16 protein-coding genes and 1 pseudogene are annotated in these 17796 nt (G+C 65.0%); 6 read left to right on the forward strand and 11 right to left on the reverse strand.

The genetic code is table 11. The features are described from left to right. Position 1: 1 nt before the first annotated feature. Together HUW53_RS11055 and HUW53_RS11060 are read right to left on the reverse strand one after the other, a co-directional pair. The gene (locus tag HUW53_RS11055) at positions 2 to 241 is read right to left on the reverse strand and encodes a hypothetical protein (protein ID WP_237345821.1); all 240 of its coding nucleotides are present in this window, start codon (positions 239 to 241) and stop codon (positions 2 to 4) included. Continuing rightward, positions 238 to 498 carry a hypothetical protein gene (locus HUW53_RS11060; RefSeq protein ID WP_237345822.1) on the reverse strand — a complete coding sequence of 87 codons (261 nt, stop codon included), beginning with the start codon at positions 496 to 498 and terminating at the stop codon, positions 238 to 240. Before HUW53_RS11060 ends, HUW53_RS11055 begins: the two co-directional genes overlap by 4 nt. A gap of 141 nt (positions 499 to 639) precedes the next feature. Here HUW53_RS11060 and HUW53_RS11065 point away from each other — a divergent pair, with 141 nt between their 5' ends. Then, positions 640 to 930: a hypothetical protein gene (locus HUW53_RS11065; RefSeq protein ID WP_237345823.1), complete on the forward strand. Its 291-nt coding sequence runs from the start codon at positions 640 to 642 to the stop codon at positions 928 to 930. Positions 931 to 932: 2 nt separating this feature from the next. Here HUW53_RS11065 and HUW53_RS11070 read toward each other — a convergent pair whose 3' ends face one another. The 4 genes from HUW53_RS11070 to HUW53_RS11085 all read right to left on the reverse strand — a co-directional run bounded on the left by HUW53_RS11070 (position 933) and on the right by HUW53_RS11085 (position 3535). After that, on the reverse strand, positions 933 to 1325 hold the full coding sequence (locus HUW53_RS11070; protein WP_237345824.1) for a hypothetical protein: 393 nt from the start codon (positions 1323 to 1325) through the stop codon (positions 933 to 935). Further along, positions 1322 to 1630, reverse strand: a complete 309-nt coding sequence (locus HUW53_RS11075; protein WP_237345825.1) for a hypothetical protein — start codon at positions 1628 to 1630, stop codon at positions 1322 to 1324. Before HUW53_RS11075 ends, HUW53_RS11070 begins: the two co-directional genes overlap by 4 nt. Positions 1631 to 2186: 556 nt before the next feature. Next, the gene (locus HUW53_RS11080) at positions 2187 to 2378 is read right to left on the reverse strand and encodes a hypothetical protein (RefSeq protein WP_237345826.1); all 192 of its coding nucleotides are present in this window, start codon (positions 2376 to 2378) and stop codon (positions 2187 to 2189) included. A gap of 68 nt (positions 2379 to 2446) precedes the next feature. Then, positions 2447 to 3535 carry a hypothetical protein gene (locus HUW53_RS11085; protein ID WP_237345827.1) on the reverse strand — a complete coding sequence of 363 codons (1089 nt, stop codon included), beginning with the start codon at positions 3533 to 3535 and terminating at the stop codon, positions 2447 to 2449. 395 nt (positions 3536 to 3930) lie between these two features. Here HUW53_RS11085 and HUW53_RS11090 point away from each other — a divergent pair. Next, a pseudogene (locus HUW53_RS11090) lies at positions 3931 to 4881 on the forward strand (IS481 family transposase). Here HUW53_RS11090 and HUW53_RS11095 read toward each other — a convergent pair. The 3 genes from HUW53_RS11095 to ssb form a co-directional block, all read right to left on the reverse strand. Then, positions 4878 to 5489, reverse strand: a complete 612-nt coding sequence (locus HUW53_RS11095; protein ID WP_237345828.1) for a LysE family translocator — start codon at positions 5487 to 5489, stop codon at positions 4878 to 4880. The pseudogene HUW53_RS11090 and the gene HUW53_RS11095 overlap by 4 nt on opposite strands. Beyond that, positions 5486 to 8242 carry a DNA gyrase subunit A gene (gene gyrA, locus HUW53_RS11100; protein ID WP_237345829.1) on the reverse strand — a complete coding sequence of 919 codons (2757 nt, stop codon included), beginning with the start codon at positions 8240 to 8242 and terminating at the stop codon, positions 5486 to 5488. The genes HUW53_RS11095 and gyrA overlap by 4 nt, the downstream gene beginning before the upstream one ends. A 172-nt stretch (positions 8243 to 8414) precedes the next feature. Next, positions 8415 to 8978: a single-stranded DNA-binding protein gene (ssb, locus tag HUW53_RS11105; protein WP_237345830.1), complete on the reverse strand. Its 564-nt coding sequence runs from the start codon at positions 8976 to 8978 to the stop codon at positions 8415 to 8417. 505 nt (positions 8979 to 9483) lie between these two features. On the opposite strand from ssb, the gene uvrA reads away from it, so the two are divergent. The 4 genes from uvrA (at position 9484) to HUW53_RS11125 (ending at position 16331) form a co-directional block, all read left to right on the forward strand. After that, positions 9484 to 12600: an excinuclease ABC subunit UvrA gene (gene uvrA / locus HUW53_RS11110; protein WP_237345831.1), complete on the forward strand. Its 3117-nt coding sequence runs from the start codon at positions 9484 to 9486 to the stop codon at positions 12598 to 12600. 758 nt (positions 12601 to 13358) lie between these two features. Further along, complete coding sequence (locus HUW53_RS11115; protein WP_237345832.1) at positions 13359 to 13523, forward strand: DUF1127 domain-containing protein; 165 nt, start codon at positions 13359 to 13361, stop codon at positions 13521 to 13523. 294 nt (positions 13524 to 13817) lie between these two features. Further along, positions 13818 to 15218, forward strand: a complete 1401-nt coding sequence (gene trmFO / locus HUW53_RS11120) for a methylenetetrahydrofolate--tRNA-(uracil(54)-C(5))-methyltransferase (FADH(2)-oxidizing) TrmFO (RefSeq protein ID WP_237345833.1) — start codon at positions 13818 to 13820, stop codon at positions 15216 to 15218. 9 nt (positions 15219 to 15227) lie between these two features. After that, positions 15228 to 16331, forward strand: a complete 1104-nt coding sequence (locus HUW53_RS11125) for a serine/threonine protein kinase (protein ID WP_237345834.1) — start codon at positions 15228 to 15230, stop codon at positions 16329 to 16331. A gap of 73 nt (positions 16332 to 16404) precedes the next feature. Here the strand turns inward: HUW53_RS11125 and HUW53_RS11130 are convergent, their stop codons facing one another. Next, positions 16405 to 17313 carry a phytoene/squalene synthase family protein gene (locus HUW53_RS11130; RefSeq protein ID WP_237345835.1) on the reverse strand — a complete coding sequence of 303 codons (909 nt, stop codon included), beginning with the start codon at positions 17311 to 17313 and terminating at the stop codon, positions 16405 to 16407. A gap of 93 nt (positions 17314 to 17406) precedes the next feature. Beyond that, positions 17407 to 17787, reverse strand: coding sequence for an Mth938-like domain-containing protein (locus HUW53_RS11135; RefSeq protein ID WP_237345836.1), 381 nt, complete (start codon positions 17785 to 17787; stop codon positions 17407 to 17409). Between the last annotated feature and the right edge of the window lie 9 nt (positions 17788 to 17796).

A 17796-nucleotide genomic window follows, 5' to 3' on the forward strand; every position in this document is an offset into this window, starting at 1 on the left:
CCTATCCGCGCTTCACCGTGGGGAACGGCGACATCACGTGGAGGCGCCTGTCAAAGTGCTCGATCAAAGAAGGCGCGAGCACCTCCGACTGATCGTTGCCATAGTGAATGACTTTACGGCCATTTAGCGCAACGAGCTTCGTCACCGGAATCATGCCGATGGCGTCATCGGGGCCAATCCCGGTGCTGCAATGTCCGCCCTGGGATTGCAGCCAGCGCATATATTCGCCGAGCGTTGTCACGCAGCGGCAAGTTCGATCTGGTCGCGGCGCACTTCGAGGTCGTCATAGAACGCCTGCACCGTTGCCGGTGCCGGGCCGATATCGAAGACCGATCCTCCGGCTTCCTTCGCTTCGTGATCTTCAAGCCTGACAAGCGCGCTCAACTTCAAAATAGCGTCGTCAGCAGTGCGACCTTGAGCGGCGATATCGACCTCAAGCGCCTGGGCAACGAAGAGGTCGCCTTCCTTGAAAACGATGACCCTGATGGTGCTGCTCATGATGCACTCTCCGAGTGTGGACGTACCACACGCCCGGGCAATTAATGTACCCTTGATCATGCACGTGGTGATAACTGCGTCAACATGGTTGATCGTCAAAGGTTTCGTGAGTGTCGCTCAGACGCGTCTAGCGGTGCCGCGATGATGCGCACCTATGTCCGCATCGATTGGGAGCGCGGCGCAGATGGCGCGTTCTCGCCCTACCTCTCCATCGCCCGTCATGACCAGCCGGTAGAGCGCATCCCGCTCACCTGTCAGGACGTGGCGCGGCTCGTGGCGGATGGGGCGTACCTGTGGAGCGTGGTGGAGGGCTCTATGCAAAATCTGCATAATGCTGGCCAGAACCATTTTGTTGGCTCCAACAAAATGGTTCGTGGGGACTGGAGTGCCGACCATAGCCCGCCCCATTTTATCGGGGCGTGGGGGGAGTAGTGCTATAGCCCGTGACGGTCCGCCGCGGCTGCGGTCCCGGCTGTCGCCCCGCGCGGGACCAGGGTGATCGGGGCGGTTGTCGCTGCGATTACACGCGCGGCCATCCCGCGCCACGCGCCCACGCAGGGCCAGCCGAGCGCCTGCGCCTCGTGGTCGTCGGCTGGGTATCCCAACTCGATCTCGGACGGCCCCATGTGGGCGATCTGCGCTATCGCCTGGGCCGCGGCCTCGTCTTGCCGCTCGATCAGGTCACGCATCTCCCGCATCACCCCGGCTGAGGCGGCGCGGGTTCCGCGTGTCATCTTGTCGATCATGGATGGCGAGATGACAAGGAACGCGCCGGCCTCTCGCTGGGAGAGGCCGGAGAGCTGGAGCAGCAGGCCGAAGGGCGTCATTGCGCGCCCACGTGCAGCGTGGCGCGGCGCGCGATGTCGGACAGCTTGGCCTCAAACGCAGCCATGTCATCTCCGATCTGCGCATAATGCTGCACTCGCCCCTGGTCCGCCTCGTAGCGGGTGGAACCGACCGCGTGGTCAGAAACGCGGGCTCCGAAGCGGGCGAACCGCTTCCCATTTGTGGCTGCGGCGAAAATATAGGACGAGTGCCCAACGCTGTTGGTGCTGTGCTCGACAGTGACGGTGACCCCCTCTGCACGGAGGGTGGCGGCAATCTGCTCAGCAATGGTGCGGATATCGGTCATTTCAGAGCTCCATCCCTCTTGCGTCGGGCTATCCCGTCGCGATGACTAATGTGTACGATTTTTCCGGACAAATGTCAATAGGTTCGGTCACGACATGCGCGCGCGATCCGGGATGCGGACCGGGGCGCTTGGCGCCATGGCGCGGAGTCGAGCGACGCGATCAAGCGCGGCGGATTCGGTCATATCGGCGTCCCATGTGTAGCGCTGCCGCGCGCCATCCGGATTTCCGGGCGTGCTCACCACTGTGAGCCACGGCCACCCCGCTTCAGGCGGGAGGTATAGCGCGATAAAAATATCGCCTACACTGGTAGATGAAGTGGCCGCGTCCGGACCATCGCGGAAATTGAGGGCGCCACTAGCGCGTGGCACGGGGCGCGCAAGGGCGGTGTCAAGCGCCTCGCGCTCCGATGGCGTCTCGACGAACCACGCCTTCCACCGATCAGGACCGGTCCGAGGGATCTCAGGCGGCCACCGCCCGACGACGAGATCAGGCAGCCCAGGGAGGAACCCAGGGTAGCAGGTGATGGGCATCCATTCTCGAATGGGCGCTGAGAAATCAGTCATTTTTCGCCACACTGGTGCGTGGGTCCACGATTTCAGATAGCCGGGATGTGATGGGGTCACCGCCCAGCATGAACGCGAGTGATACAGCCACGGGGCCGCTCACGCGGTTGCGCGTCTCCCAATCGCGCACGGTGGCGCCGGGATCGCGCCCCTCGAGCTGGAGCGCGCGGCCCATCTCGCTCATATGCAGTGGCCTACCGAGGCCCCATCGCTCCCCCAGGGTGCGGCGTGCCGCCCGAAGTTCCGCGCCAGTCATGCCTGTCCCCTGATTGCTGCCACAAGGTCGTCACGCGCCGGGACGCGAGTGCCCTGTGAGTTGTATCCGCAGTTGTAGTCGCCCCACATCGCTCCATCCGACCCGTCATAGGTGATGTGCCAGAGCCACCCGTCTGCGGTGAGCACGACCCAGCGGCGATAGCCGGTGACAGCATGGCGGTCGTCGCGCCAAATCACCTCGCCCTCAGGAGCATGACCAAGCTCCGGCGCATCCGCCGATGCGGCTACGGTATGGATGGCCTCTGCCTGTGCCCGCGCGATCCGGGCCGCCTCGGCTCGCTTGGTCTCGGTCGCCTCAAGAACCGCCATCTCCGCAGCGGTCGCATCGCGATAGTACGCGTAACGGACCCACTCGCCTTCCGCACCGATCGGGCCGCCACGCGACGAAAGCTCATCGTCAGCCCTAAATAATTTGCCGAGACTCTCGACCGTTACCGGATTACCGTACAGGCGCACGGTGGCGCCGACTACGGGGGCCTTACTGGCGAGAACCACATAGCGGTGGGCGCGGACGCGGGCAAGGTGCTCGTCCTGCTCCTGACGGGCGGCGGCCTCGATAGCCTGCGCCTCGGCTTTACGGGCCGCCTTGCGAGCGGAATCCCGAGCACTAGCCGCCGCAGCCAGCCGGTCGATTCCCGGCGTCGCCTGGATGAGCGCGGCCAAATTGGCGCCTGGGATGACCCATATCTTTTCGTCACGATCGAACGCACCGCCCAACTTGCGGCAAATGGCGACGATCTCCTCATCATAGGCGGTGCGGACGATGGATTGAGCGGTGCCCAGGCGCACGTATTTGCTGACCAGACCGTCGAACGCGGCCGAATCTATGAGTTTTTGGCGGTCTACCACCCCATTGCCGGAGGCGATGCGCTCCGCCCACTGGCAGGCGCGCTTGTAGCCCAGCTTTCCAGGGATCCCCCAAACCCGCGTAGTGGGCGCCCATCGGACCTTCGGGAAGGATACTTTCAGGTCGTCCGCCCATTCCGCGTTTTTTGGAAATTCCAGCGTGGCACCGTCTGAGCCCAGATCGCGCACCGTGATGTCGCCGAATTTGCTGATGGTCATCGGGTCGTCTCCCGTGGAGTGGGGCGCTGCCCCGTCGATATGGATATTGATACAGCCATTTCCTGTATCAGTCAAGCGGGGATTTCACCCCAAGGCGTCGGCTGCGGGCCGCATCCGTGCCAATGAAACGCCAATGAAACGGCAGGACATAACGCGAACGATCGCGTCGTGGCTCACGCATAAATGGCGAAAGCGCACACTCTAGAGGGCCGACCATAGCGCTCATAACGGTCTGGTTGGGGGTTCGAGTCCATCCAGGCCTACCAAATTATGGGTCATGTTCGCTCATCCAAGCTCACCAGTGCACACGAGATGCGTGGCGGAGCAAAGGGTCTTAGGTGTTTGGTCCCGGCATTTGATGGTGCATCATCCATGCAAGGGTGGAAGGATGCACTATGGGACAGATTCTGCACGGGAGCGCCCGCACGACAGAGGCAGTCCGTCGCGCGATACAACATAGTCAAGAGAGCCTGAGGGTTCTGGCTAAGCGGTACGGGATCAACCAGAAGACCGTCGCCAAGTGGAAGAAGCGCACGGCGGTCAAGGACTTGCCGACCGGTCCCAAGGATGCCCATTCGACGGTACTGGGTATCGAGGACGAGGCGATCATTGTCGCCTTCCGCAAGCACACCCTGCTGCCGCTGGATGACTGCCTCTACGCCCTGCAGGCGACGATCCCGCACCTGACCCGATCATCCCTGCATCGCTGTCTGCAACGGCACGGAATCAGCCGACTACCGGAGGTGACCGGCGACAAGGAGCCAAAGCGCAAGTTCAAGACCTATCCGATCGGCTACTTCCACATCGACATCGCCTAGGTGCAGACTGCCGAGGGCAAGCTACGGCTGTTCGTGGCGATCGACCGAACCTGCAAGTTCGCTTTTGTCGAACTGCACCGGGAGGCCGGCGAGATGATCGCTGCCCAGTTCCTGCGCAACCTGATCGCTGCCGTGCCTTATGTCATCCACACCGTGCTGAACGATAATGGCATCCAGTTCACCAATACGGCGCACCACAAATACGCCTTCCACCATATCTTCGACCGGGTCTGCGATGAGCACGACATCGAACACCGACTCACCAAGATCAAGCATCCCTGGACCAACGGTCAGGTCGAACGCATGAACCGCACGATCAAGGAGGCCACCGTCAAACGCCATCATTACGACAGCCATGCACAACTGACCGCACACCTGCACGACTTCATCAATGCCTACAATTACGGCCGTCGGCTGAAGATACTGCGCGGCCTCACACCCTTCGAATACATCTGCAAATGCTGGACAATCGAGCCGGAACGCTTCAGCCTAAACCCGCACCATCAAATGCCGGGACCAAACAGCTAGCGACGCCCCGCTGCCAGCAGCACCGCCGCCCCGCCTACAAGGATGCCGGCCGACACCCGATCCGCGATCTGCGCGAAGCGGCCCGACAGCGCCGCGCGGGCGCGGTCCGCCGCCATCGCCCACAGAACGTCCCCGGCCAGCGCCACCGCCGCGAAGACCACGGCCAGCACCGCGATCTGGGCCAGCGGGTTGGCGGTGTCGGTCACGAACTGCGGCAGGAACGCCGCATGGAACAACAGCGTCTTGGGATTGGCAAAAGCAACCGCCAGTCCCCGCCCGAACGCGGCATGGGCCGAAGGTGCGGACGTTGCCGGCCCGGCGCCAGCGCTGCGCCATTGGCGGACCGCAAGCCACACCAGATAGGCCGCGCCCCCATAGCGCACCAGATCGAAATGATGGGAAAAGGCTTCCACCAGATAGGCCAGCCCGGCCGCCGCCACCGCCAACTGAGCAATCAAGCCCACATTGACCCCGGCGGCGGTGAGAAGCCCCGCCCGGCGACCATACCGCAAGCTGGTGCCGACGATGAGAGCCACGTTCGGTCCGGGCGTCGCCGCCAGCGCCAGGCAGGCGAGCACGAATAGAGCAAGGCTCTCCAGCGGGATCATGCCTCTGGCGCGCCCGCGTCGCCTTCGGCCTCGTCGCCCAACCCGGCGTCTTCGCCGGTCGTATCCTCGCTGATGTGCTCCACCGAGACCACCCGCTCACCATCCGCGGTGTTGAAGACGATCACGCCCTGGCTGCTGCGCCCCACGATCCGGATGCCGTCCACCGGGCAGCGGATGAGCTGCCCCCCATTGGTCACGAGCATGATCTGGTCCGCATCCTCCACCGGGAAAGACGCCACCAGCCGGCCATTACGCTCATTCACCGCCATGGCGGTGATGCCCTTGCCGCCGCGGCCGGTCACCCGATACTCATAGGACGAGGTGCGCTTGCCGTAACCATTCTCCGACAGCGTGAGGATGAACTGCTCCCGCGCGCTCATCTGCGCATAGAGCTCCTGGCCGAGCTGCCCGCTGCCGCCGGCATCCTCATCCGTCTCTCCGTCGCCGCTATCCGCCGCTTCTCCGCGCAATGCGCGGCGCATCTTGATGTAGGCCAGCCGGTCCTCGGCGGTCGCATCCACATGGCGAATGATCGCCATGGAAATGATGCTGTCCTCGGGTTCGAGCCGGATGCCACGCACGCCGACGCTGTCGCGCCCCTTGAACACGCGCACATCAGTCACCGGGAAACGGATGCAGGTACCGCTCGCGGTGGTCAGCAGGACGTCATCGTCTTCCGTGCACAAGCCCACGTCGGCGATCGACTCGCCGTCACCGAGCTTCATGGCAATCTTGCCGTTGCGGTTCACCTGCGCAAAATCGCCCAGCGCATTGCGCCGCACGGTGCCCGAGGTCGTGGCGAACATGATCTGCAGGCGCGCGTTCTCCGCATCGTCCTCCGGCAGCAACACCACAGACGTGATGCGCTCATCGGCTTCGAGCGGCAGAATGTTGATGAGCGCCTTGCCCCGCCCCTGCGGAGCCGCCGCCGGCAGGCGCCACACCTTCAGCTTGTAGACCTGCCCCTTGGAAGAGAAGAACAGCACCGGCGCGTGGGTGGAAGCGACAAACAGGCGGGTGACGAAATCTTCGTCCCGCGTCTGCATGGCGGAGCGTCCCTTGCCGCCGCGCCGCTGTGCCCGGTAGGTCGAAAGAGGCACGCGCTTGATGTAGCCCGCGTGGGAGACGGTGACCACCATCTCTTCCCGCTGGATCAGATCTTCGTCGTCGAGATCCCCGAAACCTTCCACGATCTCGGTGCGGCGCGGCGTGCCGAACTCCGCCTTGATCGCGAGCAGTTCATCGCGAATGATCCCGCGCATTCGCGCCCGGCTCGCGAGAATGTCGAGGTAATCGGCGATTTCCGCCGCCAGCTTGTCCAGTTCTTCGGCGATCTCATCGCGCCCCAGGGCCGTGAGGCGCTGCAGGCGCAGATCCAGGATCGCGCGCGCCTGTTCGAGCGAGAGCCGATAAGTCCCGTCCGCGTTCAGCTTGTGGCGCGGATCAGCGATCAGGGCGATCAGCGGCGCCATGTCCTTGGCCGGCCAATCACGCCCCATCAACGCTTCGCGGGCACTTGCCGGGTCCGGCGCGGTCCGGATGAGGCGGATCACCTCGTCGATATTTGCGACCGCAATCGCCAAACCCACCAAAACATGAGCCCGATCGCGCGCCTTGCGCAGGAGAAACTTCGTCCGCCGGCTCACCACCTCTTCCCGGAAGGCGATGAAGGCGGTCAGAGTATCATGAAGCGTGAGCACCCCTGGCTTCCCGCCGGACAGTGCAACCATATTCACGCCGAACGACGTCTGCAGCAGCGTCAGACGAAACAGATTGTTGAGCACGACATCGGCCTGAGCATCGCGCTTGATCTCGATCACGACGCGCATACCGTCCCGATCGCTCTCGTCGCGGATCTCGGAGATGCCCTCCACCCTCTTGTCCCGCACCAGCTCGGCGATCTTTTCGATCATGGTCGCCTTATTCACCTGGTAGGGAATCTCGGTGACGATCAGCGCCTCCCGGTCCTTACGCAGACTTTCGATGGCGACCTTCGCCCGCATCAGGACCGAACCACGGCCGGTGAGATAGGCCTGACGAATGCCACTGCGCCCAAGGATCAGGGCACCGGTGGGAAAATCAGGTCCCGGCAGCAACTCCAGCAACACCTCCGGCTCCATGGCAGGATCATCCATGAGAGCCACCGTCGCATCGATCACCTCGCCGAGGTTATGCGGCGGAATATTGGTCGCCATGCCGACGGCGATGCCGCCGGCCCCATTCACCAACAGGTTCGGAAACTTGGCGGGAAGAACGCTCGGCTCTTTCTCGCTACTGTCGTAGTTCTCCTGGAAATCGACGGTCTCCTTGTCGAGATCGTCCAGCAGGGAACCGGTAACCTTTTCGAGCCGCACCTCGGTGTAGCGCATGGCCGCCGGGGCATCGCCGTCGACCGAGCCGAAATTGCCCTGGCCATCCACGAGCGGCACCCGCATCGCGAAAACCTGCGCCATGCGCACCAGGGCGTCATAGACCGACTGATCGCCATGCGGGTGATATTTACCGATGACGTCGCCCACCACGCGCGCAGACTTACGATACTGCTTGTTCCATTCGTAGCCATTCTCGTGCATCGAAAACAGAATTCGGCGATGCACCGGCTTCAGACCGTCACGCACGTCGGGCAAAGCGCGCGCGACGATGACGCTCATGGCATAGTCGAGATAGGAGCGCGACAGCTCCTCGGTGATGGAAACCGGCGTGATGTCCGAAGGCAGATCGTCGCTGGGCTTCGGCGTCTCGGGATCAGCCAAAAGTCGATACTCTCAATAATGATCTGAGCTGTCGACTTTTAGCCGATTCACGCGCCAGACGCCAGCAAAACCCGGGCGCGAGATGGATTTTTTCTCATTCCATTTCAATGAGTTAGAGCACCCCTCCGCGAGCCGACCTCAAACCAGGGCAACAACAGGCCGACAGCGGCCTTCAGAACGGAATCTCATCATCAAGATCATTGGAGGGGCGCCCGCCGCCACCGCCAGTTCCGCCACCGCCAGTTCCGCCACCGGCACCACCGCCCCCCGAGCGCCGACCGCCCGTACCGCCGCCGTATCCGCCACCGAAGCCTCCGCCACCCCCCATCGGACCCTGCGACCCGAAGTCGGAGCCACCGCCTCCCTCGTCTCCCCCCTCACCACCGGAACGACCGTCAAGAAGGGTCAATTCCCCACGGAAAGGACGCAGCACCACCTCCGTCACATAGACGTCGCGCCCATCCTTTTCATATTTGCGCGTTTCAAGCTGGCCCTCGATGTAGACCTTGGAGCCCTTCCTGAGGAAGCGCTCCGCCACGCTCACGAGGTTTTCGTTAAAGATCGCCACCTGATGCCACTCCGTGCGATCCTTGCGCTCTCCCGTCGCTTTGTCGCGCCAGCTTTCAGACGTGGCGATGCGCAGGTTGCACACCCGCCCACCGCTCTGAAAGGACCGCACCTCCGGGTCGCGCCCCAAATTGCCGACAATAATTACTTTATTGACGCTGCCGGCCATCGCCACGCCTCCCGTCCTGCATGTCACCCCGGAAGGGGCATTCTGGCGCGCACCCTAGCGACCGCATCGCGACATGGGAGCCCCACACCACGTTGTCCACCACAAAGACAGCGCAGCAACTTAAGCCCTGCCACGGAGCCGCCCATATGTTCTTGCTCCGTTCTATCCACGCGCGCCTTCGGAGACAAGTCGATTTTTCCCGGCCCAAGACAATTTTTGACTCGCCGCCCCCTAAAGTTCTCGATATGTTCCCTATCGCAATGCACCCGCTCCGTTACAGTCCGACCTCGACGATGACGGAGCGAGCCGGATTTTGAGTGACAGGGATGCCCTGGCCCAAGCGGAGCGGATCAGCTTGGGCACCCGTACAGGCGGCTGCGGCAACCTGACTATTCGAGTAGCTTTCGTCACGAAAAGGCCAACGCTTTCGCCTCGTCGGGAGATGTTGGTTGACCAGCCCTGACTTTTTTCGCGCCGGCCGCTTGCCGCGCGTGGTTTGGATTTTATGTCGGATCGCGCTTCTTCCCCCCGGGGCACGGCCCCTTCTTCTGAGCCAGCCGTAGAGGCCAAGGGCGCTAGCCGAAGGGACGCCCGGGTGCTGTCCGTTCGCGGCGCCCGCGAGCACAATTTGAAAAATGTGGATCTGGAGATCCCACGCGACGCGCTGGTCGTGTTCACGGGCCTCTCCGGTTCGGGCAAGAGTTCACTCGCGTTCGACACGATCTATGCGGAAGGTCAACGCCGCTACGTGGAGAGCCTTTCGGCCTACGCCCGCCAATTTCTGGAGATGATGCAGAAGCCGGACGTGGACCAGATCGACGGCCTCTCTCCCGCCATCTCCATTGAGCAGAAGACCACCTCCAAGAACCCGCGCTCCACTGTCGGCACGGTAACAGAGATCTACGACTACATGCGCCTGCTCTGGGCGCGCACGGGGGTGCCCTATTCGCCGGCCACGGGGCTGCCCATCGAGAGCCAGACGGTTTCGCAAATGGTGGACCGCGTCCTCGCCCTGGCCGAGGGCACGCGCCTCTATCTGCTGGCGCCGGTGGTGCGCGGACGTAAGGGCGAGTACCGCAAGGAGCTGGCCGAATGGATGAAGAAGGGCTTCCAGCGGGTCAAGATCGACGGCGTCTTCCACGAGATCGCCGAGGCCCCCGCGCTCGATAAGAAATTCAAGCATGACATCGACGTGGTGGTGGACCGCATCGTGGTCCGGGGGGATCTCGCCCAGCGCCTCGCCGACAGCTTCGAGACCGCGCTGGGCCTCGCCGACGGCATCGCGGTCGCCGAGTTCGCGGAAGAGAAGGACCAGACCGGAGCGCCGCGGCGCATCCTGTTCTCGGAGAAGTTCGCCTGCCCCGTGTCGGGCTTCACCATTCCCGAGATCGAGCCTCGCCTGTTCTCCTTCAACAATCCCTTCGGCGCCTGCCCGGCCTGCGATGGCCTCGGCGTCGAGCAGACCATCGACGCCGATCTCGTGGTGCCGGACAAGATGCGCTCCCTGAAGCAGGGCGCGATCGCGCCCTGGGCGAAGTCCACCTCACCTTATTACGGGCAGACGCTCGACGCGCTGGCGAAGCATTACGGCTTCAAGCTTTCTGTTCCTTGGAGCGACCTGCCGCAGAAGGCGCGCGATGTCCTGCTCTACGGCTCCGAGGGGGAGAAGATCACCTTTGCCTATAACGACGGAATGCGTGCCTATGAAACGGAGAAATCCTTCGAGGGCGTCGTGCGCAATCTGGAGCGACGCTGGAAGGAGACGGACAGCGACTGGGCGCGCGAGGAAATCTCCAAGTATTTCTCCACGGTGGCGTGCTCCGCCTGTGGCGGCTATCGCCTGAAGCCGGAGGCGCTGGCGGTGAAGGTGGCCGGCAAGCACATCGGCGAGGTCGGGGAGCTCTCCGTCAAGGCGGCCGCGCGCTGGTTCGAGGCCTTGCCGGCGGACCTCTCCGACAAGCAGAACGAGATCGCGGGGCGTATTTTGAAGGAGATCCGCGAGCGGCTGCGGTTCCTTTTGGATGTCGGCCTCGAATATCTGACCCTGGCGCGCGCATCCGGTACCCTCTCGGGCGGAGAAAGCCAGCGCATCCGCCTCGCCTCTCAGATCGGCTCAGGCCTCACCGGCGTGCTTTATGTGCTGGACGAGCCGTCTATCGGCCTGCACCAGCGCGACAACGCGCGGCTGCTCGACACGCTGAAGCACCTGCGGGATCTCGGCAATACGGTGATCGTCGTGGAGCATGACGAGGATGCCATTCTGGCCGCCGATTATGTGGTGGATGTCGGCCCCGGCGCCGGCATCCACGGCGGACGCATCGTCGCCCAGGGCACGCCCGCTGAAATTCTCTCCGATCCGGCGTCCCTGACCGGGCAGTACCTTTCTGGCGCGCTTTCGGTGGGTGTGCCGGCGCGGCGGGCGCCGGACCCCAGGCGCATGCTCCGCCTCGTCGGCGCGCGCGGCAACAATCTGAAGAATGTCACGACCGAGATCCCGCTCGGCCTGTTCACCGCCATCACCGGCGTGTCGGGTGGCGGCAAGTCCACGCTGCTGCTGGAAACCCTGTACAAAGCCGTGGCGCGGCGGCTCAACGGCGCCTCGGAGGCCCCCGCCCCGTTCGACCGGCTGGAAGGGCTCGAACATCTCGACAAGGTCATCGACATCGACCAGTCGCCCATCGGCCGCACCCCGCGCTCCAACCCGGCCACCTACACCGGCGCCTTCACCCCCATCCGCGAATGGTTTGCGGGGCTGCCGGAGGCCAAGGCGCGCGGCTATGGCGCCGGGCGCTTCTCCTTCAACGTGAAGGGCGGGCGTTGCGAAGCCTGCCAGGGCGACGGCGTCATCAAGATCGAGATGCACTTTCTGCCGGACGTCTATGTCACCTGCGACGTCTGCAAGGGCAAGCGCTACAATCGCGAGACCCTGGAGGTGACATTCAAGAACAAGTCCATCGCCGACGTTCTCGACATGACAGTGGAGGAAGGCGCCCAATTCTTCAAGGCGGTGCCCTCTGTGCGCGAGAAGCTGGAGACGCTGGAGCGTGTGGGCCTCGACTATGTGAAGGTGGGCCAGCAGGCGACCACCCTCTCCGGCGGCGAGGCACAGCGGGTGAAGCTGTCCAAGGAATTGTCCCGCCGCGCCACCGGGCGCACCCTCTACATCCTCGACGAGCCCACCACGGGCCTGCATTTCCATGACGTGAAGAAGCTTCTGGAGGTGCTCCACGAGCTGGTGGAGCAAGGCAATACGGTGGTGGTGATCGAGCATAATCTCGAGGTCATCAAGACCGCGGACTGGGTCATCGACCTCGGCCCCGAAGGCGGTGACGGCGGCGGCGAGATCGTGGCCGTCGGCCCCCCCGAGGCCGTGGCGGCCAACCCGCGCTCCCACACCGGCCACTTCCTGGCGGAGGTGCTGGCCCGCCGCCCCAATCCGGATGGGGGCAAGCCGATCGCGTCCGCCAAGCGCGGGCGAGCGAAGAGCGTTGCCCAAGGACCCGTGAGCGACGACGCGCCCGTGAGCGATAATCCGCCTGCAAAAGCCGCATCCACCACGTCCGAAGAAACCACGGACACCAAGGCTCAGCCCCCCCGCCGACGCATCCGTCGCACCTCCTGACGCGAGGGGGCGAGCCGCAGCCAAGGTGGGGGGGGGGATCGCACTCAACCGCCGCCAGACGGGAGGGGCCGTGGATTCGCGCCGAGCCCCTGCCGCTCTGAGACCGCCGCTCTGAGATAGGACGCGAGCGGCGCCGATGTTTGAGCCACGCCGTGGCGGCGGGCTGGCCATGCGGCGATCACCTTCCGGCAATCACCGTTTCCCGCCTGAGAGCATACACCCAGGTCCAGCACTCCGACCCTCTGTGTTCGTGAGCCCGCAGCGGGCGCGCACCGCACCGAAGCGCCTTCGCGCGCCACGGTCACGCGGGAAGGCGCTTCGGATGCGCCGACTATCGGCCGTCTTGACCGGTGGCGAGTGGGGTCACTCAAGAGCCGCGCGGGCTTTGCAAAAGGCCCATAGGTCCAACTGACGTGCCTTTGACGAGGGCCGTGGATCGGCGCCCATAGGGGGGTCCTCAGCATCGGGCCGCCCCCACCACTGAACGCCGGCCGCGACACATTGGACCGCGGCCAGAACGCGCACCGATCCGCATAAGATATAGGCACAACGCTCTATCTTGCGCCATGCTACCCATAACACATTGAAAATAGACCATCGCATCAGCGGCCCAGGGAAGCGCACTGCATGTGACTTACGCAGTGCTGCAATGCACGCGCCCCCATTTTGCAGCCCGTCATACTCGCTTATGTTGCCTCCAATGATCGGGGGACGCCCCTGCTGGGTCGGTCCCGCTCAAATCGTCAAGGAGATGTATCATGTTCCTCTGGGGCCTTCTCGCGCGCCAGATCCGTCGGTGGCAGGTGTATAATAGTACGGTGTCAGAGCTCGCCGAGCTCGACGACCGCAGCCTTGCCGACATCAACGTGTCGCGCAGTGAAATCCGGGCACTGGCCCGCGAAGCGGCGCTCCGCGCGGCCTGAGCCGGCGCAAACCCTCATACAAAACGCTCAAGATGGCCCCATGCGGGGCCATTTTCCGTAACTGGAGCGTTTTCCGCTCGCACCGGCTCCCATCATCCGCTCTCCGCTTTTGCGTTGACGCATTTTCAAACGCAGCGGAGCTTCGCCCGCCTTCGGACGCAGCTTGAACGCCATCGCACTTGAAGCCGCCGTCCCGCCTGTGGCACACCCCGGTCTACGCGCCCCTTGCGGCCGGACATTCCGGCACCCGCACGACGCGTGCTCCCGGCCAGCGACACAGAAGGAAAGACGCGCATGGAACCCGTTCATGTGATCGGAGCCGGGCTTGCGGGATCGGAAGCCGCCTGGCAGCTCGCCACGCGCGGCGTTCCGGTGGTGTTGCACGAGATGCGCCCCACCCGCACCACCGAGGCGCACCAGACCGATGGCTGCGCCGAGCTGGTGTGCTCCAACTCGTTCCGCTCCGACGATGCGGCGGGCAATGCGGTGGGCGTGCTGCACGCGGAGCTGCGCCGTGCCGGCTCGCTCATCCTCTCTGCCGCCGATGCCCATCAGGTGCCGGCCGGCGGCGCGCTGGCCGTGGATCGCGAAGGGTTTTCCCAGGCCGTGACACGCGCGCTGAGCGAGCATCCGCTCATTGAGATCCGGCGCGAGGAGATCACGGCCTTGCCACCCGCGGAATGGGACCAGGTCATCATCGCCACCGGCCCCCTCACCTCCCCCGATCTTGCGGCGGCGGTGCTGGAGCGCACGGGCGAGGATGCCCTCGCCTTTTTCGACGCCATCGCCCCCATCGTCCATTTCGACAGCATCGACATGGATCAGGCGTGGTTCCAGTCGCGCTATGACAAGGTCGGTCCCGGCGGCACCGGTGCGGACTATATCAACTGCCCCCTCAACGAAGCGCAGTACAACGCCTTCGTGGACGCCCTGTTGGCCGGCGAAAAGGCGCCGCTGCGCGATTTCGAGCGCAAGACCCCCTATTTCGACGGCTGCCTGCCCATCGAGGTAATGGCCGAGCGCGGCCGCGAGACCCTGCGCTTCGGCCCCATGAAGCCGGTGGGGCTCACCAATCCCCATGCCCCCGGCGTGAAAGCCCATGCCGTGGTGCAGCTGCGGCAGGACAACAAGCTGGGAACGCTCTATAATATGGTGGGCTTCCAGACCAAGCTGAAGCATGGGGATCAGGTGCGGGTCTTCCGCACCATTCCGGGCCTGGAGCGCGCGGAGTTCGCCCGGCTCGGCGGGCTCCACCGCAACACCTATCTCAATTCCCCGCGGCTTCTGGACGAGACCCTGCGCCTGAAGGCGGAGCCGCGGCTGCGGTTCGCCGGGCAGATCACCGGCTGCGAGGGCTATGTGGAAAGCGCGGCGGTCGGGCTGATGGTGGGGCGCTTCGCGGCCGCCGAGCGGCGCGGCGCGGCGGTGGTTCCGCCGCCGCCGACCACGGCCTTGGGCGCTCTGCTCGGCCACATCACGGGCGGCCATCTGGAAGCGGAGGGCGAAGGCCCGCGCTCGTTCCAGCCTATGAACATCAATTTCGGCCTGTTCCCCCCGCTTGCGGAGACACCCAAGGGCGAGGGCGGCAAACGCCTGCGTGGCGCGGAAAAGACGCTCGCCAAAAAGAAGGCCCTCGCCGACCGGGCGCTGAGCGACGTGGCCGTCTGGCTCGACACCACGGCCACGGCGGCTTAAGAGGCGGGCATGGCGCGCACCCTTCGTCCCGTTCCTCCCGTCGCTTACAATGCTGATCCGTCCCGCTTCGCAGTGGACACGGTCTTGAAGCGCGACGTGTTCTCCACGGTCGAGCGCGGCACCTGGACCGACCCTTCCGGCCGCGCGTGGCCCGCCGTGCGCCGACGCTGGAACGAGGTGTCGCCGTGGCTCGCCCCGCTTGCGCGCCAGCTCGCGCTGCACGAGGTGAAGGCGCTGGAAAAGGTGACGCGCACCGGCGTCACCACTCCGCTGCTGGCGGTTGGCCACCGCTTTCTTGTGCGCGGCTGGATCGAGGGGGTGCCGCTGCAAATCGCCCGACCGGTGGGCGACAGCCATTTCTTCCATTCCGCCCGCAAGGCGCTGCGCACATTGAATGCCGCCGGCTATGTGCACAACGACCTCGCCAAGCAGCAGAACTGGCTGCGGGGCGCCGATGGCGAAGCCTGGCTCATGGACTTCCAGCTCGCCTTGCCCATCAGCCGGCGCTGGAAGCTGGGGCGGGTGCTGGCCTATGAAGACCTGCGCCACCTTCTGAAGCACAAGCGCACCTATTGCCCCGACGAGCTGACCCCCCGCGAGCGGGCCATGCTGGCCAAGAAAAGCGTGCCCACCCGGATCTGGATGGCCACCGGTAAGAAGGTGTATCGGTTCGTGACCCGGCGCCTTCTGTCCTATTCAGATACCGAAGGGCGCGGCCCGCGCGTGACTCAGGTGGGTCCGCGCATCATCGCCGCGCTCAAGACCCATCCCGCCATCGCCGACGCCCACATGGCCGATTTCCAAACCCTTGGCGGCAAGGTGGGCCTTTATGCCTTCGTCGAGCCAAAGGCGGCGGTGACGGTAGCGGAACTGCGCGCCCATCTGGCCGACGCGCTGCCTGACCGCCCCCATCTCGACCATCTCCAGATCGTTCCGGCCTTGCCCCGCGCCGCCGATGGCATGGTACGCGACGACCTGCTGTTGCTGATCGCCCGCAACCAGATCGAGATGCTGGACACCCTCGCCGGTTCGGAGACGCTCCGGGCCCAGGCGGCCGAGATCGCCCGCGCGCGGCTGAACCTCACCGATCGCATCACCCGCCCCGCCGCGTGACGGGCCGCCGCTTCCGGCGCGCGGACCGTCTCTCAGCCCCGCCTCACCTCTGATCTTTGCGGGAAGCCCCCTCTCAGAGGCTCTTCACCCAGGCTTTGCCCGCGGCGGCCCGCCGCCCCGCGCGCCAGACGGTGAACGTGCGCCACAGCGCCCCGAGCCCCGCGATCTCCCGGAGAGGCTCGCGCACCCGCGCCAGCGCCTTCAGGTCGCCCGGTACGAGGGATAGCGCGAGATAAGGCGTGGCGAGCGTCCGGCGTGTGGCCACCGGAAGTCGGCCGAGCGCGGCGCCGGCCTGTGCCAGATGGTGACGCGCCACCCCTCGCAGTTCCGCAAGCGCCGCCCGCAGGGCCGGCGCATCCTGTGCCGTCACCACCGCGTCGCGATCGAGCCCATGGCGGGCCAAAATGTCCAGCGGCAGATAGCATTGGCCCCGCGCCGCATGGATGGGAAGGGACCGCATCAACCCGGTTAGCGCGATGGCGACACCGCCGTGCCCTGAGGCCTCCGAAGCTGCACTGGCCGCCGCCCCCCCTAAAAGCAGCGCCGAGAGTTGCAGCAAGGCGCCCGCGGTCTCGCCCGCATAGCCTTCCAGGTCGCCAAGGCTGGGCATGGGATCGTCGTAAAGATCGAAGATGCGCGCATCCACCAGATTGATGAGGCTGGCCTTCGGCAGATCGAAGCGCGCCACCGTGTCGAGCAAGGCGAAAGCCACCGGATGGGCCTCCACGGCGCCCCGCCCCTCCCCTTCGATCACCTCGCGCCACCAGGCCAGGCGCACTTCCCCCGGGAGCGGCTCGCGCACCAGTTCGCGCACCCGCGCGACATCCAGGTTGAAGGCATACAGCGCCATCAGGTGGCGGCGCACCGGCTCGGGCGCGAACAAGGACGCGAGGAAGCGATCGCGATCCTGGCCCCGGACCACATCCGCGCAATAGGCATAAGCCGCCGCGAGGCGGTCGTCGGAGGAAGCTTCGGCAGACATGGGCGTTGGATACGCCGAGATCCCATCCAACGCCAAGAGCCAATGGCGGGACACGAAACCGCAACGCGCTGGAAGCGGGGCTCCGCATCCGCCCTAAAGGGCGATGAGCGCCGCCCCGACCAGGCGGCCCTCTTCCAGCAGAACATTGTAGGTGGACGCGGCGGCTCCCGTCGGCATCAGCTCGAAGCGCAGGCCGGCGTCACGCAGGAGCTGTTTCAGCGGCGCCTTCAAATGGGCCGGGTCGCGGCCGGTGCCGATGAACAGCAACTCGAACGCCGCCGCTTCCGCCAGGATTGGCGCGAGCGACGACGCATCAAGCTCGTCCCAGGTGGCCGGCGCCCAGGGCCTCAGGCCCGAGGGCAGAGCCAGCAGCGATCCGGCATGGGACATGCCCGCGAAGTGGAAGAACTTCGCCCCATAGCCATCGATGGGCACCTGCCGCGGCAGGAAGGATTCATCCGGCCGATCGCTCATGGCGCCCTC

Origin of the sequence: Xanthobacter agilis, from assembly GCF_021730435.1 — a bacterium.
Classification (GTDB): Bacteria; Pseudomonadota; Alphaproteobacteria; order Rhizobiales; family Xanthobacteraceae; genus Xanthobacter; species Xanthobacter agilis.

What these genes read in the sequence shown, in the direction of transcription:
- HUW53_RS11095 (WP_237345828.1), bottom strand. Translation starts at nt 5,489, where the DNA reads ATGATCCCGCTGGAGAGCCTTGCTCTATTCGTGCTCGCCTGCCTGGCG.
- HUW53_RS11125 (WP_237345834.1), top strand. Translation starts at nt 15,228, where the DNA reads ATGGCGCGCACCCTTCGTCCCGTTCCTCCCGTCGCTTACAATGCTGAT.
- HUW53_RS11135 (WP_237345836.1), bottom strand. Translation starts at nt 17,787, where the DNA reads ATGAGCGATCGGCCGGATGAATCCTTCCTGCCGCGGCAGGTGCCCATC.
- HUW53_RS11080 (WP_237345826.1), bottom strand. Translation starts at nt 2,378, where the DNA reads ATGAGCGAGATGGGCCGCGCGCTCCAGCTCGAGGGGCGCGATCCCGGC.
- HUW53_RS11085 (WP_237345827.1), bottom strand. Translation starts at nt 3,535, where the DNA reads ATGACCATCAGCAAATTCGGCGACATCACGGTGCGCGATCTGGGCTCA.
- HUW53_RS11070 (WP_237345824.1), bottom strand. Translation starts at nt 1,325, where the DNA reads ATGACGCCCTTCGGCCTGCTGCTCCAGCTCTCCGGCCTCTCCCAGCGA.
- HUW53_RS11130 (WP_237345835.1), bottom strand. Translation starts at nt 17,313, where the DNA reads ATGTCTGCCGAAGCTTCCTCCGACGACCGCCTCGCGGCGGCTTATGCC.
- HUW53_RS11115 (WP_237345832.1), top strand. Translation starts at nt 13,359, where the DNA reads ATGTTCCTCTGGGGCCTTCTCGCGCGCCAGATCCGTCGGTGGCAGGTG.
- ssb (WP_237345830.1), bottom strand. Translation starts at nt 8,978, where the DNA reads ATGGCCGGCAGCGTCAATAAAGTAATTATTGTCGGCAATTTGGGGCGC.
- trmFO (WP_237345833.1), top strand. Translation starts at nt 13,818, where the DNA reads ATGGAACCCGTTCATGTGATCGGAGCCGGGCTTGCGGGATCGGAAGCC.
- HUW53_RS11060 (WP_237345822.1), bottom strand. Translation starts at nt 498, where the DNA reads ATGAGCAGCACCATCAGGGTCATCGTTTTCAAGGAAGGCGACCTCTTC.
- HUW53_RS11075 (WP_237345825.1), bottom strand. Translation starts at nt 1,630, where the DNA reads ATGACCGATATCCGCACCATTGCTGAGCAGATTGCCGCCACCCTCCGT.
- uvrA (WP_237345831.1), top strand. Translation starts at nt 9,484, where the DNA reads ATGTCGGATCGCGCTTCTTCCCCCCGGGGCACGGCCCCTTCTTCTGAG.
- HUW53_RS11065 (WP_237345823.1), top strand. Translation starts at nt 640, where the DNA reads ATGATGCGCACCTATGTCCGCATCGATTGGGAGCGCGGCGCAGATGGC.